The following is a 25,120-nucleotide window of genomic DNA, read 5'->3' on the forward strand; positions in this document are numbered from 1 at the left end:
TCACTCCTGCGGGATATCCCTCGTCTCTGTGTTCCCCTCCAGGACCAGTTCGTCGCTGTGGCCGTCGGGCCAGCGGACCACGACCCGGTCGCCATCCACGGCGGCCTCCGGTGCCGGTCCCGCGGCCTCCGCCGAACGGCCCAGGGCGACGGCGGCGACGTACACGCCGCCGACGCGGACCCCGGGGCCGGTCTCCAGGAAGGCGACGGCGGCGTGCGGGGCGAAGGAGGTGCGCCCGGTCGACGCCCGCACCCCGGCGCGCAGTCCGTCGCCGTGCAGTGCGGCCACCACGCCGAGCAGCCCGTCCGACGCCTGTACCCGGGCCCGTCCGGCCTCCGGCTGCACCGAGGCGGTGGGCGGCTCGGACCCGGCCACCGCCCAGCCGCCGATCCGCAGCCGGCTGCCCGGGGCCGGCTCCCCGAGGATCCGGACGGCGCGCACCTCCCAGGGGCCGCGGAGCAGCGATCCGGTGCTGAGCCAAGGGCCGTCCGCGGTGTCGGCCTGCGGCCAGCGGGCCCGGTGCACCGAGCGGTCCGCCCCCAGCCGGTGCAGCGGGCGCCGGTGCGAGGGGCGGCCCTCGCCGTCCAGCAGGGCGACGTACGAGTCCAGCGGGCCGCCGCCGGGCAGGTCCAGGTCCGGGCTGGAGGGATGGACCGCGCCGTCCGCGTCGGTGGCCGGACCAGGGCCGCCGAGTTCCGGGCCGGTCGCGGTCGAGTACGCCCAGCGGCAGTAGAAGGGGTCGTAGGAGTGCTGCCCCGCCCCCGCCCGGTCGTCGGCGTGGTCGGCGCCGTGGTTGGCGATCCGGACGATGCCGTCGGCGCGGGTGCCGCTCGCCACCCAGCCGGGGGCGTGCAGGGTGCGGACGAAGTCGCCCCGCTCGACCGGCAGCGGCTGCTCCACCGCGGTCCAGACCGGATGGTCGGCCGGCAGCAGCAGCCCGGCGAAGCCCTTGCTGGCCCAGTACGGCGAGGCCGGCCCCGAGTAGCTCTGCCGCAGCGGCAGGTGCTCGCCGTACCAGCCGAGCGGCAGCAGCCCGTTGCCGTCCAGGCTGCCCCGGTCGACGAAGTGCCTCAGCATGCCGCTGCCGATCCGCCTGGTCAGGCCCGGTTCCAGGGCCTGCGCCCGGAAGACCTGGTCGGCCCAGAACGCCGCGGCGGCGGCATTGCGGTAGGTGAGCGAGCGGCCCTGGTGCAGCGGGGCCCCGTCGGCGCCGACCAGGTGCTGAAGGTCCGTCAGGTAGTCGCGCAGCCGGGCCCGGTAGCGGTCGGCCAGGCCCGGCTCGGCGTCGGCCCCGGAGATCCGGCAGTACCAGAGCGGGTAGAGGTGCATGGCCCAGCCGCTGTAGTGGTCGAAGTTGCGCCGCGGCGGGGCGGTGCCGGCCCCGTCCGCGTACCAGCCGCCGCCGGCGTACCAGCTCTCGGTGCGGTCGATGGTGTGCTCGATGTCGGACGGCTTCCAGGGGCCACCGACCGAGCGCAGGAAGGCCTCGACCACGGCCTGGAACCAGACCCAGTTGTTGTCCGGGACCCAGGCGCCGACCATCTCGGCGAGCCAGTCCACCACCCGCCCCTGCACCGCGGGGGCCAGCCGGTCCCAGATCCACGGCCGGGTCTCGTGCAGGCCGAGCGCGATCGAGGCGGCCTCGACCTTGGCCTGGTTGCAGTCGGACATCCGCGGCCAGCGGTCCGCCGCCGCCGGATCGGTGCCGGCCGCCAGCCCGGCGGCGTAGTGGTCGTCGAGCTCCTGGGTGCCGTCCGCGCCACCGGCCCCGGCGATCCGGAAGGCGGCCAGCAGGAAGGTCCGCGCATAGCCCTCCAGCCCGTCGCTGTGCCGCCCCGAGCCGCTGGGCGGGCCGGGGAGGTGGATCAGCGCCCGGCCCGGGGTGGCGTACCGCTGGACCGCCGTCAGCATCCGGTCGGCCGTCCGCTCCCAGTGGGCCCGGGTCCAGCCGGTGTACGGCGACAGTTCCCGGTCCTCGTCCGGTAGTTGAGTATCCGTCAGTCGGGGGTCGGTCATCGGAGGCCTCCTTCGGCCAGGCCGCGGCGCCACCAGCGCTGCAGGGTCAGGAACAGGATTAGCAGCGGCACCACCGACACCGCCGAGCCGACCACCACCATCCGCAGGTAGTCCGGGTTCTGCGAGGTGGACGAGTTCCAGGTGAACAGGCCCAGGCTGGTGGTGAACAGCCGCGAGTCGGTGAGCATCACCAGCGGCAGGAAGAAATTGTTCCAGATCGACACGAACTGCATCAGGAAGATGGTCAGCGCTCCCGGGCCCATCAGCCGCAGCCCGACCGTGAAGAAGGTGCGCAACTCCCCCGCGCCGTCCACCCGGGCGGCCTCCAGCAGTTCGTCCGGGATCGAGCCCGCCGCGTAGACCCGGGCCAGGTAGACCCCGAACGGGTTGGCGGCGACCGGGATCAGCACCGACCAGACGGTGTTGGTGAGGTGCACCCCGGAGAACAACAGGTACAGCGGCACGGCCAGCGCCGTCCCGGGCACCAGCACCCCCGCGACCACCAGCCCGTAGAGCTTCTCCCGGCCGGGGAAGCGGTACTTGGCGAAGGTGTAGCCGGCCATCACCGAGGCGAGCGTGCCGAGGCCGGCCCCGGCCCCGGCGTACAGCACGCTGTTGAGCAGCCAGCGCGGGTAGACCCCGCCGTCCTGCGCGAACAGGTCGCGCAGATTGGCCCAGAGGTGGAAGCCGGACGGCGCGAAGCCGTTGCTGCCGTACAGGTCGGGCAGGGTCTTGGTGATCGCGAACAGCAGCCACACCAGCGGCAGCAGGGTGTAGAGGCCGGCGACCGCGCAGACGCCGAGGTTGAGGCCCCGGCCCAGCGGGCTGTGCCGCACCCGGCGCGGCGCCGGCCTGGCCGGACGGGCGGCCCGGGAGGACGGGGCGGACGGACGGGCCGGCGGGTTGAGGGTGGTCATGAGTCCGCCTCCTGGGACGACCGGTCCACCCGGCCGACGAGCTTCATGGCGAGCAGCGACAGCACCCCGGCCACGGCCGCCAGCAGCAGCGAGACGGCTGCCGCGTAGCTGTAGTCGTTGGAGTTGAAGGCCTCCGAGAAGGCCAGCAGATTGGGCGTCCAGGAGGCGGTGACGGTGCTCCCGGCGCTGCCCTGGAGGATCTTCGGCTCGGTGAACAGCTGCAGCGAGCCGATGATGGTGAACAGCCCGGACACCACCAGCGCCGGGCGGATGTGCGGGACCTTGATGCTCAGCGCGGTGCGGATCTCGCCCGCCCCGTCCAGCCGCGCGGCCTCCAGGACGGAGGGCGAAACGCTCTGCAGCGCCACGTACAGCAGCACCGAGTTGTAGCCGATCCACTGCCACAGCGAGATGTTGACGATCGATCCGAGCACGCTGCCGCTGGAGAAGAAGTTGACGTGCAGTCCGATGTCGCCCAGCCAGGAGGTGAGTGGGCTCAGCCCCGGGGTGTAGAGGTAGACCCAGATCAGTGCGGCGATCAGCCCCGGCACGAAGTGCGGCAGGAGCAGCAGGGCCTGGAAGAAGCGGCGGGCGGTGGTCAGCGCGCTGTCCAGCAGCAGGGCCAGGACGAGTGAGACCGCCAGCATCAGCGGCACGTCGATGACGGCGTACAGCAGCACCCGACCCAGGCCGTCCAGGAAGCGGGAGTCCTGGAGCGCGCGGGCGTAGTCGTGGAACCCGGCGAAGGCGAGATGGGAGCCGTTCCAGCCGAGGCCGGTGAAGCGCTCCCGGAACAGGCTCAGCACCAGGCCGTAGACCAGCGGGGCCACGAACGCGATGACGAAGAGGAGCGCGAACGGGGCCAGCAGCAGCGGGATGTGCAGCCTTCGGCGAGCACGGGCGCGGGTGGGCGCGGGGACGGACGCGGCCTGGGGTGGGGACGCGGTCAGGGCGGACAAGGCAACTCCTCCTTGGCGTGCGGGGGCGCGGGGCGCGCGGGTGGGCGGGGGCTCAATCGCTGACGTTCATGCCTCGTTCGCGCAGGTCGGCGCGGGTGGTCCGCTCCCAGGAGTCCAGCGCCGAGCGCAGTCCGCCAGGTGCGGTCATCGACCCTGCCAGCGCGTCGTTGAGGTCGCTGAGCGACTGGGCCATGTCGGGTCCCCACTGCCAGGCGGTGCCGACGGTCTGGCTGGCCCGCGCGGCGACGTCGAAGAGGGAGGTGCCGGTGTAGTAGGTCTGGGTGCTGTCGAAGACCTGCTTGGCGACCGGGATGCTGGCCAGCGCCGCCGGGTAGGCCCCCGGGCTGACCGGTTCGACGGCCTTGATGGAGTCGGGGCTGTTGGACACCCAGTCCAGGAACTCCATGACCTGCGCCGGGTGCTTGCTGCCCTTGAGCATCACCATGGTGGAACCGCCGTTGGTGCCGTCGCCGGCCGGCTGCCCGGGCCACTGCGGCATCGGCGCCACCGCCCACTTCCCGGCCTCCTTGGGAGCCAGCCGCTGCAGGTAGGCCGCGCTCCAGGGCCCGCCGATGGCCGTGACCAGGTTCCCGGCCTGCAGGTCGGCGGTCCACTGCTGGGCGTACGCGGGCTCGTTGGCGACCAGGCCGCCGCTGACCAGCGGCTGCCAGAAGGCGGCCACCCGGTCGCTGGCCGGGTCCTGGGTGGAGACCTTCCAGGCGTCGCCGGGGGTGCTGAACCACTGGGCCCCGGCCTGCCAGGCGAGTCCGGCGAGCAGCGCGCTGTCACTGGTGGAGAAGGCGCCGATGACCGCCTTGGGGTTCTGCCGGTGGATCGCCTTCGCGTCCGCCGCGTACTGCGCCCAGGTGGTGGGGACGGTGAGGCCGTACTTCGCCAGCAGGTCGGTGCGGTAGTAGAGCACCATCGGGGCGATGTCGCGGGGCAGGCCCCAGACCTTGCCGCCCTGGTCGACCATGCCCCAGACCCAGGCCGGGTACCTGGACTCCAGGTCGGCGCCGCCGTAGGGGGTCAGGTCCTGGATCGCGCCCTGGGTGGCGAAGGCGGGGAGCTCCGGGTACTCCACGGTGGCGGCGTCCGGCGCGTTGCCCGCCCGGACGGCGGTGAACATCTTGGAGTAGCCGCCGGAGGTGCCGGCCGGGATCTTGCTGAGCACGACCCGGACATCGCTGTGGGTGGCGTTGAAGCGGTCGACGACCTGCTGCATTCCGCCGAGCCAGGTCCAGTAGCTGATGGTGGTCGGACGGTTAGCGCCCGCGCTCGCGGCACCGGACCCGGATCCGCAGGCGGTGAGCAGCAGGCAGCAGACGGCCAGCAGCGCCCCGGCGAGACGGCGGGCTGCGGACGTCCGCTGTGACGCGTCCGGTGGCGTGTCCGGCGGCGTGTCCCTGGTGTGCATCGGCTCTCTCCCCTCGAGTAGCCGCTCACGATGCCCAGCAATCCGCAATGCGTCAACAGCTTCAACCAAGAAACCCAAGAATCTGCTATTTTCCGTAACGGGGCAGCAGTTCAGGCAGGGAACGAGCAGGATCGGTCCCGGACGGGATGGAGGGAACGTGCTCGCACAACAGCGGCATGACTACGTACTGGAGCAGCTGCGCACCCACGGGGCGGTCCGGGTCGCCGACGTGGTCAACGGCCTCGGGGTGTCCGACGGCACTGTCCGCAGGGATCTCGAACTCATGGAGCAGCAGGGGCAGTTGACCAGGGTCCGGGGTGGCGCCGTGCTGCCCGGCGGATCCGGATCAGCTGCGGTGGATCCCGCCGGCGCCGAGGCGACCGAGCCGGCGATGCCGGCCGAGGGCGCCGTCGTCGGCATGCTGGTGCCCTCGGCCACGTACTACTACCCCGAGGTGCTCAGGGGGGCGCGCAGCGCCATCGCCCGCGCCGGGGCCCGACTGGTCCTCGGCGTCACCGACTACGACCCCGGCCGCGACCTGGACCAGCTCCGCGACCTGATCCGCTCCGGCTGCGACGGGCTGCTGGTCACCAGCGCCGGCGGCCCGGTGATCCCGGCCCCGGTACGGGAGTTGCTGGACGGCTCGGGCCTGCCCCACGTACTGGTCGAGCGGCGCTCGGCGGCCGCCTTCGACCACGCCGAGTGCGTGCTCAGCGACCACCGCCAGGGCGCCTACCGCGCGGTGGAGTACCTGGCCGGTCTTGGCCACCGCCGGGTCGCCCTGTTCACCGTGTCCACGCCCACCGCCCGCCCGGTGACGGAGGGTCATGCCGAGGCGGTGCGGCTGCTGGAGCTGGACCCGTCGGCGCCGCGGCACATCGCCGAGGAGGGCGCCGACCGCATCGCCGCGGTGGACGCCTTCGTCCGCGACTGCCGCGCCTCGGCCGCCACCGCCGTCCTGGTCCACTCCGACCAGGAGGCGATCCTGCTGGTCCAGCGGCTGCGGTCGCTCGGGGTGCGGGTCCCCGAGGACCTCTCGCTGATCGCCTACGACGACGAGGTCGCCGCCCTGGCCGAGGTGCCGCTGAGCGCGGTGGCACCGCCCAAGTTCGAGGTCGGCCGCACCGCGGCCGCGGCGCTGCTGGACCGGCTGGGCAGCCCGACCGACCTCCCGGTCCGGCAGACCGTGCTGCAGCCCCGGCTGCTGGTCCGGGACTCCACCGGGGCACCGCCGGGAGCCGAGGCGGTCACGGCGGCAGGGTCCGGGGCGAGCGCTGCGGCGGCCGCCGTATGAGCCGACCGCTCGCCGCCCTGGCCATGCGGCCCGCCGTCGCCCCGGTCCTCTTCGACGCCGGGGCCAGGCGACGCCTGAACGGCCTGGTCGACCTGGGCCCCGACCCCGACCTGGTGCTGGACGAGTTCGACTCGCCCCGCGCCCGTTCCGTGCTGGCCGGCGTGGAGGTCCTGGTCACCGGCTGGGGCTGCCCGCTGCTGGACGAGGCACTGCTCCACCACGCCCCCCGGCTGCGAGCCGTGGTGCACACCGCAGGGACCGTCAAGAACCATGTGACGGAGGCCTGCTGGCGCCGCGGGCTGCAGATCACCTCGGCCGCGGGGGCCAACGCGGTGCCGGTCGCCGAGTACACCCTGGCCGCCATCCTGTTCAGCAACAAGCAGGTGCTGGCCACCCGGGACGGCTACCGCAGGACCCGCGAGCGCGCCACCGACTGGCACGTCCGGCTCGCGGGGGCCGGCAACTACCGCCGCCGGATCGGCATCGTCGGCGCGTCCAGGATCGGCCGCCGGGTCGTCGAACTGCTGCGCCCCTTCGACCTGGAGGTGCTGCTCAGCGACCCGTTCCTGGACCCTGACGAGGCGTCACGGCTCGGGGCCCGGCTGGTGCCGCTGCCCGAGCTGTTCGGCAGCAGCGACGTGGTGAGCGTGCACGCGCCCTGGCTGCGCAGCACCGAGGGCCTGGTGTCGCGGTCCCTGCTCGGCTCGATGCCGGACGGGGCGACGCTGATCAACACCGCCCGCGGCGCACTGGTCGACCAGCCGGCCCTGGAACGGGAACTGGTCTCCGGCCGGCTGAACGCGGTGCTGGACGTGACCACCCCGGACCTGCTGCCGTCCGGCTCACCCCTCTACGACCTGCCGAACGTGCTGCTCACCCCGCACATCGCCGGCTCCATGGGTGGCGAGCTGCACCGGATGGCCGACTTCGCCCTGGACGAGCTGGAGCGCTGGACCAGGGGTGCGCCCTTCGTCGACCCGGTCCACCCGGACGCCTGGGACCGGACGGCCTGAGGGGCTGAGGGGCTGAGGGGCTGGCCCGAGGGACTGACCCGAAGGGCCGTCAGGCCTGCTCGGCCAGGGTCGGCGCCAGCTCCTCCAGGGCCCCGGTCACGATCGCCCGCATCGCCCGCTCCGCAGCCGCGGCGTCCTGCGCGCAGACCGCCTCGGCGACCTCGCGGTGCAGCGCCACCGCGTAGCGGGCCGGGTGGTGCGGCATCAGCTCGTGCTCGGTGCGCCCGGTGAGCACCGCCCCCACCGCGTCGGCCAGGTGGGCGAACATCTCGTTGCCGGAGGCGCGCAGCACCAGTGCGTGGAACGCGATGTCATGCCGCAGGAACTCCTGCAGGTCCCCGCTCCGGGCGGTGACCGTCAGCTCCACCGCGAGGGCGCTCAGCTCGCGGCAGTGGTCCTCGGACGCCTGCGCCGCCGCCAGCGCCGCGGCCACCGGCTCCACCGCGATCCGCAGCCCGCCCAGCGAGCTCAGCTGCGCCGCCCGGTCCGCACCGGCCAGCCGCCAGCGGATCACCAGCGGGTCGAACACGTCCCAGGCCTCGCGCGGCTGCACCGTGGTGCCGACCCGGCGGCGCGAGGCGACCAGCCGCATCGCCTCCAGCACCCGGACGGCCTCCCGGACCACGGTCCGGGACACCCCGTAGCGCGCCTCCAGCTCCTCGCTGCGCAGCACCGTGCCCTCCGGGATCTCACCGGAGGCGATGGCAGGCCCGAGGTCCGCGAGCAGGCGGCCGTGCAGGCCCTGGATCTCCATGGGGTCAGGCTATCCGGACCCGCGGGGAACACACTCGTATGACGATTGAATCTCATCCACTTGAATAAGTCATACCTTTGGAGTCATAGTCCTCCCATGGCTTACAACGTCGTCGTCATGGGCGTCTCCGGTGTCGGCAAGACCACCGTCGCCCGGCTGCTCGCCGAACGCGTCGGCCTCCCCTACGCGGAGGCCGACGACTTCCACCCGCCCGCCAACATCGCCAAGATGTCGGCCGGGACGCCGCTCGACGACGCCGACCGCCAACCCTGGCTCGAAGCCATCGGGGCCTGGCTGCAGCAGCAGAACGTCGCCGGTGTCGGCGGCGTGGTCACCTGTTCCGCGCTCAAGCGCCGCTACCGCGACACCCTGCGCGCCGCCTGCCCGGACATCTGGTTCCTGCACCTGGCCGGCGCCCATGACCTGGTCGCCGACCGGATCGGCCACCGCACCGGCCATTTCATGCCGGCCTCGCTGCTCGACTCCCAGTACTCCACGCTCGAACCGCTCGCCGCGGACGAGCAGGGCGCCGTCCTGGACGTCGGACCGACCCCCGACCAGCTCGTCGACGCGGCGGTCCGCCTGCTCACCGCCTCCTGAGCAGCCCCCGACCGGCCCCCTTCCCACCCCGCACCCTTGTCAACGGAGACAACGCGTGACCCTCCTGCTGGCCGCCGACGCGGCCCTCCCCCACAGCGGCAGCGACGCCCGACTGGTCACCGCCATGCTGCTCGGCATCGCCGTGATCGTGGCTCTTATCAGCTGGCTCAAGCTGCACCCCTTCCTCGCCCTCACCCTGGGCTCGGGCGTGCTGGCGGCCGTCGCCGGCGTCCCCTTCGACAAGCTGATGAACAGCTTCTCGACCGGCTTCGGCGCGACCGTCACCAGCGTGGGGCTGCTCATCGGACTCGGCGCGATGCTGGGCAAGCTGCTCGCCGACTCGGGCGGCGCGGACATCATCGCGGACACGGTGCTGGCCCGTTCCGGCCCGCGCTCGATGCCCTGGGCGATGGGGCTGATCGCGGCCGTGCTCGGGCTCCCGCTGTTCTTTGAGATCGGCGTGGTGCTGCTGGTCCCGATCGTGGTGCTGGTCGCCCGGCGCGGAAACCTCCCGCTGCTGCGGGTCGGCATCCCCGCGCTGGCCGGGCTCTCGGTCCTGCACGGACTCATCCCGCCGCACCCCGGCCCGCTGGTCGCCGTGTCGGCGCTGCACGCCAACCTCGGTGTGACGCTGGCCCTCGGCCTGCTGGTCGCCGTGCCCACCCTGGTCGTCGCGGGCCCGCTGTTCGCCCGCGTCGCCGAGCGCTGGGTCGGCCCGCTGGAGCTGCCGGCGGCGGACCAGGGCGAGGCGGAGGCCGAACAGGTGGACCGCCGCAGGCCGGGCTTCGGCGCGACCCTCGGCACCATCCTGCTGCCGGTCGTGCTGATGCTGGGCAAGGCCCTGGTCGACATCACCGTCGACAACCCCACCGCCACCCCGCAGCGCATCCTCGACTTCGTCGGGTCCCCGCTGATCGCGCTGCTGCTGGCGGTGCTCGTGGCGATGGTCACCCTGGGCCGCGCGGCCGGCTTCGACCGGGGCCGGATCTCAGCCACCGCGGCGGCCGCACTCGGCCCGATCGCCGGGATCGTCTTCATCGTCGGCGCCGGCGGCGGCTTCAAGCAGACCCTGGTGGACGTGGGCGTCGGCAATGTGGTCAGCAGCTGGGCGACCCATCTGCACATCTCGGCGCTGCTGCTCGGCTGGCTGATCGCGGTCCTGATCCGGGTCGCCACCGGCTCCGCCACGGTCGCCACCATCACCGCCGCCGGGATCGTCGCCCCGCTGGCGACCGGTATGAGCACCGCCCACACCTCGCTGCTGGTACTCGCCATCGGCGCCGGATCGCTGTTCTTCTCGCACGTCAACGACGCCGGCTTCTGGCTGGTGAAGGAGTACTTCGGGATGAGCGTGGGTCAGACCCTCAAGTCCTGGTCGGCGATGGAGACGCTGATCTCGGTGCTGGCGATAGCCCTGATCATGCCGCTGAGCCTGCTGGTCTGACGCGGTGACGGGAGCCCGGCCCGGGCTCCCGCTGCACGGCCGGTCAGCCGACGGAGGACGCCAGGCGCTCCAGGACCTCGTTGTTGATCCGGTTCAGGCCCTTAGGCGCGAAGGTCCGCTCGAAGAAGCCGCCGACCCCGCTCGCGCCGGCCCAAGTCGTCTCGACGACGACCTTGGCCTTGCCCTCGCCGGCCGGGGTGACCGTCCAGGTGACCACCATGCTGGAGTTGGCGTCCGTCTCCACCAGCTGACCCGGTGTGGGCTCGGTGACGGTGAACAGGCAGTCGCGCACCCGCTTCTCGGTCGCCTGCAGCTTCCAGTGCACAACCGTGCCCGCGCCCTTGCCGCCCTCGCGTACCTCGTACTCACTGAACTGGGCCGGGAGGATCGCCCCTCGGGACGACTGGTAGTCGGCCAGCACGTCGAAGACCCGCTCCGGCGACGCGTCCAGCACCCGCTCGGTGACCGCGTAGACCTGGCCCATGGTTGTACTCCTCAAGCTCACTGTGCGTTCCTGCTTACCCGGAAAGACAACCATCGCGCGGCCCGCCGTCCAAACCGGGGCGGCCCTGCCGCGGCCGTCGGGCGTGCTGCGATGATGTCCGCCATGACGACCACCTGGGACGCGGCCGCTTTTGACGCCTTCGAACGGTCGGGCTGGGTCGGCCGGAGCGATGCCTACCAGCGCGGCTTCGCCCGGCTGACCGCCCACACCGTGGAACCGCTGCTGGACGCGGCGGAGGTTGGCTCCGGCACCGCGGTGCTGGACGTCGGCACCGGGCCAGGCATCGTCGCGGCGGCGGCGCTGGCGCGCGGCGCGGTGGTCACGGCAGTGGACGCCTCCGCGGAGATGGTCGCGCTGGCGGCGGCCACCTGCCCCGGTGCGGAGGTGCGCACCGCGGTCCTCCCCGACCTCCCCTTCGCGGACGCCTCGTTCGACGCGGTGGTGGGGAACTTCGTGATCAACCACCTGGGCGACGCGGCGGCCGGGCTGGCCGAGCTGCAGCGGGTGCTGCGGCCGGGCGGCCGGATCGCGCTGACCTGCTGGGAGCGGGAGGCGATGCGCGCCACCGCGGTCTTCGGGGAGGCCGTCGCCGCCGCGGGCATCCCGCAGCCGGACGACCTGCCCTCCTCGGGGCTCTTCCTGGCGGGGGCGACCGACCGTGCCGCCGCTTTCGGCGACCTGCTCGCCACCGCCGGATTCGTCGACGAGCGGTCCCGGCGGGTGGAGTGGGCCCATCAGGTGGACCCGGACGCCTGGTGGGCCGCCGTGGTCGCCGGGACCCCGCTGACCGGCTCGCTCATCGCCCGCCTGCCGAACGGCGTGGTCGCCGGGATCAAACAGCGCTACGACGCGCTGGTCGCACCGTTCGCGCAGGGAACCCCGGGCCAGGTCGCCCTGCCCGCCGTCGCGGTGCTGGCCACGGCCCGCAGGGCGGGGAACCCGCTCAGCACCGACGAGATCCTGGACATCGTCGACGCCGAGGACAACGTGATCGGCCGGGCCCCGCGCGGCGAGGCCACTGCGAAGCGGCTGCGCCACCGCTGTGTCTTCATCCTCGTCAGGGACGCCGACGACCGGATCTTCGTGCACCGCCGTACCGCGGAGAAGCTGGTCTTCCCCTCGATGCACGACATGTTCGTGGGCGGCGTCGTCGGCGCCGGCGAGAGCTACGACGAGGCGGCGAAGCGGGAGGCCGAGGAGGAGCTGGGCGTCTCCGGCCTCTCCCCGGTCCCGCTGTTCCGCTTCCTCTACGAGTCGCCGGAACACACCTGGTGGTCCGCCGTCTACGAGACCAGGACCCCGACGGCGGTCGCCCCGCAGCAGGAGGAGGTCGCCTGGCACACCTTCCTGACCGAGGACGAACTCGCGTCCCGCCTCAGTGAATGGGCCTGGGTTCCGGACGGTCTGGACGCCTGGCGGCGGCTGACCGCCTGGCGCGACGCGGAACCCGCCGGCTGACGACCGCTCAGGCCCGGTCCTGGTCCAGCCGCAGCGCCGCCCGGGTCAGCCTGCGGCAGGCGCCCAGGTCGCCGAGCGCGTCGGTGCTGTCGACGAACTGGTCGATCCCGCCGGCCAGCGGCAGGGCCCGTACTGCCGGGTCGTCCACCGTCTCCAGCAGGGCCGCGGTGAAGCGTTCGGCGTGGACGACCGGGAACGGGCGGCCGTGGTAGCGGCGGACCGAGGGGTCGACGGTGGCGCAGAGGGCGAGCCGGTTCTGCCAGGCGCCCGCCAGAGCGGCGGCCTCGGCCACCGCCCGCTGCCGGTCCGACGGTGCGTCGGCCCCGAGTGCGGTGCGCAGCGCCGCCGCGATCGGCGCCGCCTCCGGCAGCCGGGCGAAGGCCGTGCCCAGCCACTTGCTGTAGGGGGCGTACCGGCGCGCCAGCAGCAGGCACAGCCGGACGACCTCCCGGGCGAGCCGTGCCGCGACCACCCGGCTGCCCAGCTCGTCGCCGACCTCCGCGGCCCGGCCGACGAAGGCCTCCTCCTGGGAGATCCGCTGCCACTGGCAGGCCAGCAGATAGCGCCAGACCTGGTCCGGGTACCAGGCGAGAGCGGCGCGGGCGTCGGTGAGCCGGCCGAGGCCGTCGTGGTAGACGGCGCCCGCGGTGACCTCCAGCAGGCGCTGGCCGGGGACGGCCAGCCAGTCGAGCAGGCCGGGCCGGTGGTCGAGCGGGTCGAAGCCCAGTGCGCCGGACAGCCAGTCCGCGGTCCCGGCGACATCGATGCGGTGGTTCACCGACCCGGTGGTCGGTGTCATGACCTGCACCCGTTCGCCCGGCGGGGCGAAGTTGGTCGGCCATCCGCGGACCTCCTCGGGCAGCCGCTCCGCGAACATCCGGCGCAGGGCGGCGCCGTGCGCTGCTGCGTCCTCCGGACGGAGCAGCAGTTGCAGCCGCGGGCCCCAATCATGGTCGGCCGAGCGCTCCGTGTCGTAGCCCAGCACCTCCGACCCCGACCCGATCCGGGCCGCCGCGTAAGGCATCCCCGGGTACACCTCGTCCAGCAGCGGACGGACCGCCTCCCGGTAGAGGATTCCGCACAGCTCCAGCCCCGGCAGGAAGGTCGCAGTCATGGGCGGGAGCGTAAGCGCTGCCCGGGCCGTCCGCATGTGGGTTTCTCCCCGCCGCGGCGGAGTCGCCGGGCTTCCCCCTTCCTACTTCCGGGTAACCCGGCTACAGTGTCCGCACCGCCCCAGTCCGCGCCGGGAGCCGCAGCGACGGGTCGGTTGTTTCCTTCTGGCATGCCGTCACATCTGTGGATCCGGCAGTGCCTCTTCCCACGGTGACCTCAGTCGCGCCGTGCGTCAGCACCACTCCCCCCTCATCATTTGTTGCGTGGACCGTCCGAGCGACGCGACGGGCGCAACGCTCCCCGAGGAGTACCCAGCCATGACCCTGACTGAGCCCACCCCAGAGCCCGCCCCCGAGCACAGCGCTGACCTGGACGTCTTCCCCGTCGTGGCCGTCGTCGGCCTCGGCACCATGGGGGCCGGGATCGCCGAGATCACCGCCCGCAGCGGCCGCCGGGTGATCGGCGTCGAGCTGGACGCCACCGCTGCCGACGCCGCGCTGCGCCGGATCGAGGAGTCGACCGCGCACTCCGTGGAGCGCGGCCGGATCACCGCCGACGAACGCGCCGAGCTGCTCGGACGGATCAGCGTCGGCCACGACCTCAACGCCGCCGCCGAGGCGCAGCTGGTGATCGAGGAGATCCCCGAGCAGCTGGACTCCAAGCGTGAGCTGTTCGCCGAACTGGACCGGATCTGCCCGGCTGGGACGGTGCTGGCGACCGGCACCACCGCGCTGTCGGTGACCCGGATCGCCGCGGCGACCCAGCGGCCCGAGCGGGTGATCGGGCTGCACTTCTTCAACCCGGCGCCGGTGATGCAGCTGGTCGAGGTCGTCCGCACGGTGCTGACCAGCGCCGAGGTGGCCGAGGCCGCGGCCGGGTTCACCCGGGGGCTGGGCAAGTCCCCGGTCGCCGCGGGCGACCGTCCCGGCTTCATCGTCAACGGTCTGCTGTTCGCCTACCTCAACCAGGCGGCGGCGATGTACGAGTCGCGCTACGCCACCCGGGAGGACATCGACGCGGCCATGCGGCTGGGCTGCGGGCTGCCGATGGGGCCGCTGGCGCTGCTCGACCTGATCGGCGTCGACGTCGCCAAGACCGTGCTGGAGGCGATGTACGCGCAGTCGCACGACCGGCTGCACGCGCCCGCGCCGGTGCTGGGCCAGCTGGTGGCGGCCGGGCTGCTGGGACGGAAGACCGGCCGCGGCTTCTACAGCTACGCAGCGCCGGGCTCCTCCCAGCCGGTGCCGGACCAGCCGGTGGACGGCGGGGCCGTCGCGGTGCCGGGACGTCAGGTCCGCAGCGTCGGCGTCTGCGGCTCGGGCACGATGGCGACCGGGATCGCCGAGGTCTTCGCCAAGGCCGGCTACGACGTCACCCTGGTCGCCCGCAGCCAGGAGAAGGCGGACCGGGCCAGGGCCGCGCTGGCGAAGTCGCTGGAGCGGATGGTGGCCAAGGGACGCCTCGGCGAGGCCGACCGGGACGCGGCGCTGGCACGGGTCACCGCCTCGGGTTCGCTGGAGGACCTGGCCTCCGCCGACCTGGTGCTGGAGGCCGTCGCCGAGGACCTGGCGGTGAAGCAGGAGCTGTTCACCACCCTGGACAAGATCTGCCGGCCCGGCGCGGTGCTGGCGACCACCACCTCCAGCCTGCCGGTGATCCAGTGCGCGATGGCGACCGGGCGCCCGCAGGACGTGGTGGGGATGCACTTCTTCAACCCGGCCCCGGCTATGCGCCTGGTCGAGGTGGTCAGCACGGTGCTGACCGCGCCCGACGTCACCGCCACCGTGCTGGAGCTGTGCACGGCGGTGCGCAAGCACCCGGTGGCGTGCGGCGACCGGGCCGGCTTCATCGTCAACGCGCTGCTCTTCCCCTACCTCAACGACGCGGTGCGGATGATCGAGGAGCACTACGCCTCGGTCGACGACGTCGACACCGCGATGAGGCTGGGCTGCGGCTACCCGATGGGCCCGTTCGCCCTGCTGGACGTGGTCGGCCTGGACGTCTCGCTGACGATCGAGAAGGTGCTGCACGGCGAGTTCCGCGAGCCGGGACTGGCTCCGGCGCCGCTGCTGGAGCACCTGGTGGCCGCCGGTTGCCTGGGCCGCAAGACCGGGCGCGGCTTCCGCGACCACGCCCGCCGGTGACAGCGCCGCTGAGGGGACGCATGACCAGGGCGCCGAGGGTGCCCGTGCGGGGGGCCGCGGCGTGTAGCGTTCCGGTCATGAGCGGGGCAGAGAACGGCGCAACGGCAACGGCGGTCGACCAGGCCAACGGCGTTCCGCGCCGGGTGACGGCACAGCGGCAGCAGATGCGCCAGGACCTGGCGGCGGCGGCGATGGAACTGTTCGCCAACCAGGGCTACGAGGAGACGACGGTCGATCAGATCGCCGCCGCCGCCGGCGTGGCCAGGCGCACCTTCTTCCGCTACTTCCGGTCCAAGGAGGAGGCGATCTTCCCGGACCACGACGACACCCTGGTCCGGGTGGCCGACCTGCTGGCCGGCGCCGACCCGGCGGAGCACCCGCTGGACGTGGTCTGCCGCGGCATCAAGGAGGTGCTGCGGATGTACGCGGCGACCCCCGGCGTCTCGGTGGCCCGGTACCGGCTGATCCGGCAGGTGCCGACGCTGCGCGAGCGGGAGATCGCGGTGGTGGCCCGGTACGAGCGGCTGTTCACCCGCTACCTGCTGGGGCGCTTCGACACCGCCGGGCAGGCCTCCGGCGGCTGGGAGCGGGGCGTCGGCGACGACGCGATGCTGGCCGAGGTGTCGGCGGCGGCCGTGGTCGCCGCGCACAACCACGTGCTGCGCCGCTGGCTGCGCTCCGGCGGCCGGGGCGAGGTCGAACCGCAGCTGGACCATGCCTTCGAGGTGATCCGGCGGACCTTCTGGGGGAACGCCCCCTCGGCCGGGGCATCGCAGCTGGCACCCAGTGCCACCAAGGGCGTCACGGAGACGCTGAGCAGCGCCGTGGAGAGCGCCGTGAGTGCCACCCCTTCGGGTGAGGTGCTGATCACCGTGGCCCGTACCGACGCGCCGCTGGACGAGGTGCTGCAGAGCATCCGGGCCGCACTCGGGGCCAAGTAGGGGACGTAACCGCAGGTCAGAGCGGAATCGTCAGGCCCCTCCCGGCGCGCCGGAGGGGCCTGGTGCATGCCCTGGGGTATGTGTTGCCACGTGATGACGCTCACGTGTCCTGAGTCCATATTGGTGGCACGCAGTGTCTTTACGGGTGGCACAGGGTGCCAGTACCTTGTTACTCACTGGTCGCGGCGCCGCGGCTCCCCACCCTGGCGCGCCATGCCCAGGGCCCGGGCGACACCCCTGCACGGGCGGTCGGCAGCAGCCCCACCAGCACACGACTGAAGCCCAGCCCAGCAGTACCCCCCTCATCACCGGTGTCCGTTCCCGGTACCCCCAACAGACGTCCCCGCACCCCTCAAGCGGGGAAGCCGCCGGAGGCAACCATGAAGGCTCCAGCCATGAAAAGCATTCTCGAAGCGATCACCAGCGGTGATGCGAGCCCGGCCGATTTCGCCGCGCTCGACGTGCCGGAGTCCTACCGGGCGATCACGCTCCACAAGGACGAGGAGCAGATGTTCGCCGGCCAGGACAGCCGCGACAAGGACCCGCGCAAGTCGCTGCACCTGGACGAGATCGCCGTCCCCGAACTCGGCCCGGGCGAGGCCCTGGTCGCGGTGATGGCCAGCGCGGTGAACTACAACACCGTGTGGAGCTCCATCTACGAGCCGGTCTCCACCTTCTCCTTCCTGGAGCGCTACGGCAGGCTCTCGCCGGAGACCGCGCGCCACAACCTGCCGTACCACGTGCTGGGTTCGGACCTGGCGGGCGTGGTGCTGCGCACCGGCCCCGGGGTGCACGCCTGGAAGCCCGGCGACGAGGTGGTCGCGCACTGCCTGAGCGTCGAGCTGGAGAGCGCGGACGGCCACAACGACACCATGCTCGACCCGGAGCAGCGGATCTGGGGCTTCGAGACCAACTTCGGCGGCCTGGCCGAGATCGCCCTGGTCAAGTCCAACCAGCTGATGCCCAAGCCGGCCCACCTCACCTGGGAGGAGGCCGCCTCCCCCGGCCTGGTGAACTCCACCGCCTACCGGCAGTTGGTCTCCCGCAACGGCGCCGGGATGAAGCAGGGGGACAACGTGCTGATCTGGGGCGCCAGCGGCGGCCTCGGCTCCTACGCCACCCAGTACGCGCTGGCCGGCGGTGCGACGCCGATCTGCGTGGTCTCCAACGACGCCAAGGCCGACATCTGCCGGGCGATGGGCGCCGAGGCGATCATCGACCGCAGCGCCGAGGGCTACCGGTTCTGGAAGGACGAGAACAACCAGGACCCGCGGGAGTGGAAGCGGTTCGGCGGCCGGATCCGCGAACTGACGGGCGGTGAGGACGTCGACATCGTCTTCGAGCACCCGGGCCGGGAGACCTTCGGCGCCAGCGTCTACGTGACCCGCAAGGGCGGCACCATCGTCACCTGTGCGTCGACAAGTGGCTATATGCACCAGTACGACAATCGCTACCTCTGGATGTCGCTGAAGCGCATCATCGGCTCGCACTTCGCCAACTACCGCGAGGCATGGGAGGCGAACCGGCTGATCGCCAAGGGGAAGATCCACCCGACCCTGTCGAAGACCTACACCCTGGAGGAGACCGGCCAGGCGGCGCTGGACGTCCACCACAACAAGCACCAGGGCAAGGTCGGCGTGCTCTGCCTGGCCCCGAGCGAGGGCATGGGCGTCCGCGACGAGGAGCTGCGGGAGAAGCACCTGCCTGCCATCAACCGCTTCCGGGGCGAGTGACCCCATGACCCAGCGAGACCGCCCCTGGCTGATGCGGACCTACGCGGGGCACTCCTCCGCCACCGCGTCGAACGAGCTGTACCGCAAGAACCTGGCGAAGGGTCAGACCGGCCTCTCCGTCGCCTTCGACCTGCCGACGCAGACCGGCTACGACCCGGACCACGTGCTGGCCAAGGGCGAGGTCGGCCGGGTCGGGGTTCCGGTCGGCCACGTCGGCGACATGCGGGCGCTGTTCGACGGCATCCCGCTGGAGCGCACCAACACCTCCATGACGATCAACGCCACCGCCATGTGGCTGCTGGCGATGTACCAGGTCGTCGCGGAGGAGCAGGGCGCGGACATCGCCAAGCTCACCGGCACCACCCAGAACGACATCATCAAGGAGTACCTGTCCCGCGGGACGCACGTCTTCCCGCCCGGGCCCAGCATCCGGCTGACCACCGACATGATCGCCTACACCGTGGCGAACATCCCCAAGTGGAACCCCATCAACATCTGCAGCTACCACCTCCAGGAGGCCGGGGCCACCCCGGTCCAGGAGTTGGCGTTCGCGATGTGCACCGCCATCGCGGTGCTGGACGCGGTGCGGGACGGCGGGCAGGTAGCGCCGGAGCAGATGGGCGAGGTGGTCGCCCGGATCTCCTTCTTCGTCAACGCCGGCGTCCGCTTCGTCGAGGAGATGTGCAAGCTCCGTGCCTTCGGCCGGATCTGGGACACCGTCACCCGCGAGCGCTACGGCATCCAGGACCCCAAGCAGCGCCGCTTCCGGTACGGGGTCCAGGTCAACTCACTGGGTCTGACGGAAGCTCAGCCGGAGAACAACGTCCAGCGGATCGTGCTGGAGATGCTGGCCGTGACGCTGTCCAAGGACGCCCGCGCCCGCGCCGTCCAACTCCCGGCCTGGAACGAGGCGCTGGGCCTGCCCAGGCCCTGGGACCAGCAGTGGTCGCTGCGGATCCAGCAGGTGCTGGCCTACGAGTCGGACCTGCTGGAGTACGGCGACCTGTTCGACGGCAGCCATGTGGTCGAGGCCAAGGTGCAGGAACTGGTCGAGGGCGCGACCGCCGAGATCGACAAGGTGCTGGGCATGGGCGGGGTCACCCCCGCCGTGGAGTCCGGCTACCTCAAGGCGGCGCTGGTCGGCTCGCACGCGGAGCGCCGGGCCAGGATCGAGTCCGGCGAGGACAAGGTCGTCGGCGTCAACTGCTTCGAGACCACCGAACCCAGCCCGCTCACCGCCGACTTGGACACCGCGATCATGCAGGTCGACCCGGACTCCGAGCGGGCCGTGGTGGAGGCCTTCGCGCAGTGGCGCAAGGAGCGCGACGAGGACGCGGCGGTCGCCGCCCTGGCCGAGTTGAAGCGCCGGGCCGGCACCGAGGAGAACCTGATGCCGGCCACCCTCGCCTGCGTCCGGGCCGGGGTGACCACCGGGGAGTGGGCCTTCGCGCTGCGCGAGGTCTTCGGCGAGTACCGCGCCCCCACCGGCGTCGGCGGCGCCCCGATCACCGGGTCGGTGGAGGGCGAGAGCGGCGCGGAACTGCTGGCGGTCCGCGAGGCGGTGCGGGTCACCGCCGAGCAGCTCGGCTCGGGCAGGCTGCGGCTGCTGGTCGGCAAGCCCGGCCTGGACGGCCACTCCAACGGCGCCGAGCAGATCGCGGTACGAGCCCGCGACGCCGGCTTCGAGGTGGTCTACCAGGGCATCCGACTGACGCCCGAACAGATCACCTCGGCGGCGGTGGCCGAGGACGTCCACTGCGTCGGCCTGTCGATCCTCTCCGGCGCGCACGCCGAGCTGGTCCCGGACGTGCTGCGGCGGCTGCGCCGGGCCGGGGTGGAGGACGTGCCGGTGATCGTCGGCGGGATCATCCCGGCGGCGGACGAGCAGGACCTGCTGGCGCAGGGCGTCGCCGCCGTCTTCACGCCCAAGGACTTCGGAATCACGCACATCATCGGCCGTATTGTCGACGAGATCCGTCGCGCACACGGACTGCCCCCGTTCTCGGACCTCAAGGAAGAGACCCTCACCGCATGACTTCTTCTTCGGCGAACCGCCTCCGTCCCCGCCGCTCCTGCCTGGCCGTCCCGGGCAGCAACCCGCGCTTCCTGGAGAAGGCCCAGGGCCTGCCCGCCGACCAGGTCTTCCTGGACCTGGAGGACGCCTGCGCGCCGCTGGCCAAGGAGGGCGCCCGGCACACCATCGTGGACGCGCTGAACCAGGGCGACTGGACCGGGAAGACCCGGGTGGTCCGGGTCAACGACTGGACCACCCACTGGACCTACCGCGACGTGGTGACCGTCGTCGAGGGCGCCGGCCAGAACCTGGACTGCATCATGCTGCCCAAGGTCCAGGACGCCCAGCAGGTGGTCGCGCTGGACCTGCTGCTCACCCAGATCGAGAAGACCATGGGCTTCGAGGTCGGGAAGATCGGCATCGAGGCGCAGATCGAGAACGCCAAGGGCCTGATCAACGTGGACGCCATCGCGGAAGCCTCGCCGCGGCTGGAGACCATCATCTTCGGCCCGGCCGACTTCATGGCCTCCATCAACATGAAGACCCTGGTCGTCGGCGAGCAGCCGCCCGGCTACGGCGCGGACGCCTACCACTACATCCTGATGCGCATCCTGATGGCGGCCCGCGCCAACGACCTGCAGGCCATCGACGGCCCCTACCTGCAGATCCGCAATGTCGACGGCTACCGCGAGGTCGCCGGGCGGGCGGCCGCGCTGGGCTTCGACGGCAAGTGGGTGCTGCACCCGGGCCAGGTCGAGGCCGCCAACGAGGTCTTCTCGCCCAGCCAGGAGGACTACGACCACGCCGAGCTGATCCTGGACGCCTACGACTGGTGCACGTCCGAGGCCGGCGGCAGGAAGGGCTCGGCGATGCTCGGCGACGAGATGATCGACGAGGCCAGCCGGAAGATGGCGCTGGTCATCTCCGGGAAGGGCCGTGCGGCGGGGATGCAGCGGACCACCAAGTTCGAGATTCCGGAGGGCTGAGGCCATGCAGTTCGGACGCACCTTTGAGGAGTTCGAGGTCGGCGCGGTCTACAAGCACTGGCCCGGGAAGACCGTCACCGAGTACGACGACCACCTCTTCTGCCTGCTGACCATGAACCACCACCCGCTGCACCTGGACAGCAACTACGCCGAGAGGACCACGGACTTCGGGAAGAACGTGGTGGTCGGCAACTACATCTACTCGCTGCTGCTGGGGATGTCGGTGCCGGACGTCTCCGGCAAGGCGATTGCCAACCTGGAGGTCGAGTCGCTGAAGCACATCGCGCCGACGTTCCACGGGGACACCATCTACGGCGAAACGCTTGTCCTGGACAAGACTCCCTCGAAGTCCAAGAGCGACCGGGGGATCGTGTACGTGGAGACCAAGGGGTACAAGCAGGACGGCACCGTGGTGTGTGTGTTCCGGCGCAAGGTGATGGTTCCCACGGAGACGTATGTGAAGGAGCGGGGTGGGGATCAGGCGGGACGGCCTGAGCCTCTGTCGTGACGGTGCGGACCGTAGACGGTTGCTGTTCGCGCAGTTCCCCGCGCCCCTAAAAACAAAAGACCAGGTGTCCTGCGGCTGCTGCCACGGCCGCGGGGCACCTACCCCCCTCATCACCTTTTCAGGAGCCAGCCATGGGACGCCTCGCCCAGACCGAAGGCCTCACCGAGATCCAGCAGGACATCCTCAGCACTGTTCGGAGCTTTGTCGACAAGGAGATCATTCCGGTCGCCACCGAGCTGGAGCACAGGGACGAGTACCCCGCCGCCATCGTCGAGGGGATGAAGGAGATGGGCCTTTTCGGGCTCATGATCCCGGAGGAGTACGGCGGGCTCGGCGAGTCGCTGCTGACCTACGCCCTGGTGGTGGAGGAGATCGCGCGCGGCTGGATGTCGGTGTCCGGCATCGTCAACACCCACTTCATCGTGGCGTACATGATCGCCCAGCACGGCACCCAGGCGCAGAAGGACCACTTCCTGCCCCGGATGGCCACCGGCGAGGTCCGCGGCGCCTTCTCGATGTCGGAGCCCGGCCTCGGGTCGGACGTGGGCGCGATCCGCACCAAGGGCGTCAGGGACGGCGACGACTACGTCATCAACGGCCAGAAGATGTGGCTGACCAACGGCGGCACCTCCACCCTGGTCGCGGTGCTCTGCCGGACCGACGAGGGACACCCCGAGGGCACCGCGCCGCACAAGTCGATGACCACCTTCCTGATCGAGAAGACGCCGGGCTTCGGCCCGAACGAGAGCGTCCCGGGGCTCACCATCCCCGGCAAGATCGACAAGATGGGCTACAAGGGCGTCGACACCACCGAGATGATCCTGGAGGACGTCCGCATCCCGGCGGACATGGTCCTCGGCGGGACTTCGGGCCGCGGCTTCTACCAGATGATGGACGGGGTCGAGGTGGGCCGGGTCAATGTCGCCGCCCGCGGCTGCGGGGTCGCCCAGCGCGCCTTCGAGCTGGGCATCCGCTACGCCCAGCAGCGCAGCACCTTCGGCAAGAAGATCGCCGAGCACCAGGCGATCCAGTTCAAGCTGTCGGAGATGGCCACCAAGGTCGAGGCCGCGCACCAGATGATGGTGATGGCCGCCCGCAAGAAGGACTCCGGGAAGCGCAACGACCTGGAGGCCGGCATGGCGAAGTACCTGGCCTCCGAGTACTGCAAGGAGGTGGTCGAGGACTCCTTCCGGATCCACGGCGGCTACGGCTTCTCCAAGGAGTACGAGATCGAGCGCCTCTACCGGGAGGCGCCGATGCTGCTCATCGGTGAGGGAACGGCGGAGATCCAGAAAATGATCATTGGCCGCCGACTGCTGGAGGACTACCGTCTCGGTGAGTGAGACGGGCTCCGTCACAAGGGACGATTATCGGCCGGAACCACCGAGTTCCGGCCGTTTTCCCCGTTCTGCCTTCGATACTCCGGAGTACGTGCTCCGGCACCCCGATCGGCCCCGCGCGCGGGGATGCTTCGCACGCCCCCTGTTGCCCCCGACAAGCCCCTGACCATTCCTGAGAGAGTTGTCACCGATCCGGTGAAACGCTTGGCCCAGGGGGGTCGACAGCTCTACGTTCGTAGTAAGGGGCGAGGCGTGGAGACGTTCCCTGCCTCCTGGAGGTTGCCTAGTGACCGTCTGCTGCCGATAGCATCCACCCCTGGACAGATACGTCCCCGAACCCCTCGATTACGCGGCCCCTCGCGCGGTCACCGTACGCCGGTACCCTCGGCGTCCATACCGTTCCCGGGCCCCCGCGACAAAGGTCTTCGATGCCCCTCAGTCCGTCCCACCGATCCGCGAGCCGTCCCCGTGTCACGCTTGCACGTGGCTGCTCGCCCTGGCTTGCCCCCACGGTCCTCACCGCCGCCGCCTGCACCGCCCTCACCCGGCGCAGCGGCAAGTGGGCCCTGGCGGCAGTACCGGCCTCCGCGCTCAGCGCGGGGATGCTGTGGTTCTTCCGCGACCCCGAGCGCACCATCGGCCAGGGTCGGGTGATCTCCCCCGCCGACGGCGTGGTGCAGAGCATCGACGCCTGGCCCGACGGCCGCACCCGGGTGGCGGTCTTCATGAGCCCGCTCAATGTGCACGTCAACCGCGCACCGCTGCCCGGCACGGTCACCTCGGTCGAGCATGTGGCCGGCGGGTTCGTCCCGGCGTTCAACAAGGACAGCGACCGCAACGAGCGGGTCGTGTGGCACTTCGACACCGAGCTCGGCGACATCGAGATGGTCCAGATCGCCGGGGCCGTCGCGCGCCGGATCGTCCCCTACCTGCCGGCCGGCACCAAGGTCGAGCAGGGCGAGCGGATCGGTCTGATCCGCTTCGGCTCGCGGGTCGACACCTACCTGCCCGCCGGCGTCGAGCCCGGGGTGCAGGTCGGCCAGAAGACCACGGCTGGGGTGACTCGCCTTGACCGTGACTGACCCCGAGACCCTCCAGGAGTCCGACGACGACCGCGACGGCGCGGCCCGCAGGCTGCGCTGGATGCGCGACCGCGAGCTGCGCGCGCCCCGTTCGCCGCAGCACCTGTCCACCGCGGACATGTTCACCCTCGGCAACGCCGTCTGCGGCTTCCTGGCGGTCTACTGCACCACCACCGGGGTGCTGATCCCGCACCTGACCGGGGTGGCCACCTCCGGGGACCGGCGCAGCGCGGCCACCGCGGTGACCCTGCTGCTGATCGGCTCGATGTGCGACCTGTTCGACGGCCTGGTGGCGCGCAAGCTGCGCTCCTCCGCGCTGGGCGCCGAGCTGGACAACCTGGCCGACCTGATCAGCTTCGGCATCGCGCCGGCCTACTTCGTCGTGGTCTGGGGCATGGTCTCGGACGGGGCGCACCAGCGGGTGTCCGCGGGCATCGCCATCCTGGTGCTCCTCGCCGTGGTACTCAGGCTGGCCCGGTTCTCCTGCACCACGATGCGGCCCGGGGTGTTCCAGGGCATGCCGTGCCCGATGGGGGCGCTGACGGTGATCTCCATCGTGCTGCTCAACCCGCCGTTCGTGCTGGCCGTGCTGGGCATCGTCGCGGTCGCCGGGCTGATGGTGAGCCGGGTGGAGTACCCCAAGCCGCACGGGGTTCTGGCGACGGCGACGCTGTGCTGGATCGTGGTCAGCATGGGCTGCCTGGCGGCCTGGGCCACCGGCGTGCCGGGCGGCGAGACGCTGCTCAAGATCGGCGCGACGCTCCAGGTCACGCTGGCGCTGATGGCGCCGCTGATGGTGATCCGCCGCAAGGTCGGCGACGTCCGGGCCCGCCGTGCGGAGTCCCGTACCAGCTGACGTCCTTTCACGCCGAAGCCCCCGTG

21 protein-coding genes and 1 pseudogene are annotated in these 25,120 nt (G+C 71.7%); 15 read left to right on the top strand and 7 right to left on the bottom strand.

The window, feature by feature from the left end; translation table 11 throughout:
• The 4 genes from ABUW04_RS36480 to ABUW04_RS36495 are packed head-to-tail and all read right to left on the bottom strand — an operon-like array spanning position 1 to position 5,309.
• Positions 1-2,016, bottom strand: coding sequence for a DUF2264 domain-containing protein (locus ABUW04_RS36480; RefSeq protein ID WP_380568651.1), 2,016 nt, complete (start codon positions 2,014-2,016; stop codon positions 1-3).
• Positions 2,013-2,933 carry a carbohydrate ABC transporter permease gene (locus tag ABUW04_RS36485; RefSeq protein WP_380568653.1) on the bottom strand — a complete coding sequence of 307 codons (921 nt, stop codon included), beginning with the start codon at positions 2,931-2,933 and terminating at the stop codon, positions 2,013-2,015. The genes ABUW04_RS36480 and ABUW04_RS36485 overlap by 4 nt, the downstream gene beginning before the upstream one ends.
• Positions 2,930-3,892, bottom strand: coding sequence for a carbohydrate ABC transporter permease (locus ABUW04_RS36490; protein WP_232242713.1), 963 nt, complete (start codon positions 3,890-3,892; stop codon positions 2,930-2,932). The genes ABUW04_RS36485 and ABUW04_RS36490 overlap by 4 nt, the downstream gene beginning before the upstream one ends.
• A 52-nt stretch (positions 3,893-3,944) precedes the next feature.
• A complete protein-coding gene (locus ABUW04_RS36495) occupies positions 3,945-5,309 on the bottom strand; it encodes an ABC transporter substrate-binding protein (RefSeq protein ID WP_380568654.1) in 1,365 nt (454 codons plus the stop codon).
• A 157-nt stretch (positions 5,310-5,466) separates the two neighbouring features.
• Here ABUW04_RS36495 and ABUW04_RS36500 point away from each other — a divergent pair, with 157 nt between their 5' ends.
• Complete coding sequence (locus tag ABUW04_RS36500; protein ID WP_380568655.1) at positions 5,467-6,603, top strand: substrate-binding domain-containing protein; 1,137 nt, start codon at positions 5,467-5,469, stop codon at positions 6,601-6,603.
• On the top strand, positions 6,600-7,616 hold the full coding sequence (locus ABUW04_RS36505) for a hydroxyacid dehydrogenase (RefSeq protein ID WP_380568656.1): 1,017 nt from the start codon (positions 6,600-6,602) through the stop codon (positions 7,614-7,616). Before ABUW04_RS36500 ends, ABUW04_RS36505 begins: the two co-directional genes overlap by 4 nt.
• 49 nt (positions 7,617-7,665) lie before the next feature.
• Here ABUW04_RS36505 and ABUW04_RS36510 read toward each other — a convergent pair whose 3' ends face one another.
• Positions 7,666-8,370: a FadR/GntR family transcriptional regulator gene (locus tag ABUW04_RS36510; RefSeq protein WP_030263123.1), complete on the bottom strand. Its 705-nt coding sequence runs from the start codon at positions 8,368-8,370 to the stop codon at positions 7,666-7,668.
• A gap of 96 nt (positions 8,371-8,466) precedes the next feature.
• Here ABUW04_RS36510 and ABUW04_RS36515 point away from each other — a divergent pair, with 96 nt between their 5' ends.
• Positions 8,467-8,970: a gluconokinase gene (locus tag ABUW04_RS36515; RefSeq protein WP_380568657.1), complete on the top strand. Its 504-nt coding sequence runs from the start codon at positions 8,467-8,469 to the stop codon at positions 8,968-8,970.
• Between the two features lie 55 nt (positions 8,971-9,025).
• Positions 9,026-10,414: a GntP family permease gene (locus ABUW04_RS36520; protein ID WP_380568658.1), complete on the top strand. Its 1,389-nt coding sequence runs from the start codon at positions 9,026-9,028 to the stop codon at positions 10,412-10,414.
• Between the two features lie 43 nt (positions 10,415-10,457).
• Here the strand turns inward: ABUW04_RS36520 and ABUW04_RS36525 are convergent, their stop codons facing one another.
• Positions 10,458-10,898: an SRPBCC family protein gene (locus tag ABUW04_RS36525; protein WP_380568660.1), complete on the bottom strand. Its 441-nt coding sequence runs from the start codon at positions 10,896-10,898 to the stop codon at positions 10,458-10,460.
• Between the two features lie 123 nt (positions 10,899-11,021).
• Here ABUW04_RS36525 and ABUW04_RS36530 point away from each other — a divergent pair.
• Positions 11,022-11,459 (top strand): annotated as a pseudogene (locus tag ABUW04_RS36530) (class I SAM-dependent methyltransferase); the annotation flags it as partial.
• Positions 11,460-11,831: 372 nt separating this feature from the next.
• Positions 11,832-12,377 carry an NUDIX hydrolase gene (locus ABUW04_RS36535; RefSeq protein ID WP_380568712.1) on the top strand — a complete coding sequence of 182 codons (546 nt, stop codon included), beginning with the start codon at positions 11,832-11,834 and terminating at the stop codon, positions 12,375-12,377.
• A 7-nt stretch (positions 12,378-12,384) separates the two neighbouring features.
• Here the strand turns inward: ABUW04_RS36535 and ABUW04_RS36540 are convergent, their stop codons facing one another.
• Positions 12,385-13,491, bottom strand: a complete 1,107-nt coding sequence (locus ABUW04_RS36540) for a DUF4037 domain-containing protein (RefSeq protein ID WP_380568661.1) — start codon at positions 13,489-13,491, stop codon at positions 12,385-12,387.
• A gap of 316 nt (positions 13,492-13,807) precedes the next feature.
• Between ABUW04_RS36540 and ABUW04_RS36545 the strand changes: the two genes are divergently transcribed.
• The 9 genes from ABUW04_RS36545 (at position 13,808) to ABUW04_RS36585 (ending at position 25,094) form a co-directional block, all read left to right on the top strand.
• Complete coding sequence (locus ABUW04_RS36545; protein ID WP_380568662.1) at positions 13,808-15,634, top strand: 3-hydroxyacyl-CoA dehydrogenase family protein; 1,827 nt, start codon at positions 13,808-13,810, stop codon at positions 15,632-15,634.
• A gap of 77 nt (positions 15,635-15,711) precedes the next feature.
• Positions 15,712-16,575, top strand: coding sequence for a TetR family transcriptional regulator (locus ABUW04_RS36550; protein WP_030263147.1), 864 nt, complete (start codon positions 15,712-15,714; stop codon positions 16,573-16,575).
• Between the two features lie 395 nt (positions 16,576-16,970).
• A complete protein-coding gene (gene ccrA, locus ABUW04_RS36555; RefSeq protein ID WP_380568663.1) occupies positions 16,971-18,308 on the top strand; it encodes a crotonyl-CoA carboxylase/reductase in 1,338 nt (445 codons plus the stop codon).
• A gap of 4 nt (positions 18,309-18,312) precedes the next feature.
• Complete coding sequence (locus ABUW04_RS36560; protein WP_380568664.1) at positions 18,313-20,343, top strand: protein meaA; 2,031 nt, start codon at positions 18,313-18,315, stop codon at positions 20,341-20,343.
• A complete protein-coding gene (locus ABUW04_RS36565) occupies positions 20,340-21,308 on the top strand; it encodes an HpcH/HpaI aldolase/citrate lyase family protein (RefSeq protein WP_030263157.1) in 969 nt (322 codons plus the stop codon). The genes ABUW04_RS36560 and ABUW04_RS36565 overlap by 4 nt, the downstream gene beginning before the upstream one ends.
• 4 nt (positions 21,309-21,312) lie before the next feature.
• Entirely contained in the window at positions 21,313-21,816 is a 504-nt protein-coding gene (locus tag ABUW04_RS36570; RefSeq protein ID WP_380568666.1) for a MaoC family dehydratase, read from the top strand.
• Between the two features lie 131 nt (positions 21,817-21,947).
• The gene (locus tag ABUW04_RS36575) at positions 21,948-23,159 is read left to right on the top strand and encodes an acyl-CoA dehydrogenase family protein (protein WP_380568668.1); all 1,212 of its coding nucleotides are present in this window, start codon (positions 21,948-21,950) and stop codon (positions 23,157-23,159) included.
• Between the two features lie 425 nt (positions 23,160-23,584).
• On the top strand, positions 23,585-24,238 hold the full coding sequence (locus tag ABUW04_RS36580) for a phosphatidylserine decarboxylase (protein WP_030263166.1): 654 nt from the start codon (positions 23,585-23,587) through the stop codon (positions 24,236-24,238).
• On the top strand, positions 24,225-25,094 hold the full coding sequence (locus ABUW04_RS36585) for a CDP-alcohol phosphatidyltransferase family protein (RefSeq protein WP_380522512.1): 870 nt from the start codon (positions 24,225-24,227) through the stop codon (positions 25,092-25,094). Before ABUW04_RS36580 ends, ABUW04_RS36585 begins: the two co-directional genes overlap by 14 nt.
• Positions 25,095-25,120: the final 26 nt, after the last annotated feature.

This window comes from Streptacidiphilus jeojiensis, from assembly GCF_042510965.1.
GTDB classification, from domain to species: Bacteria; Actinomycetota; Actinomycetes; order Streptomycetales; family Streptomycetaceae; genus Streptacidiphilus; species Streptacidiphilus jeojiensis.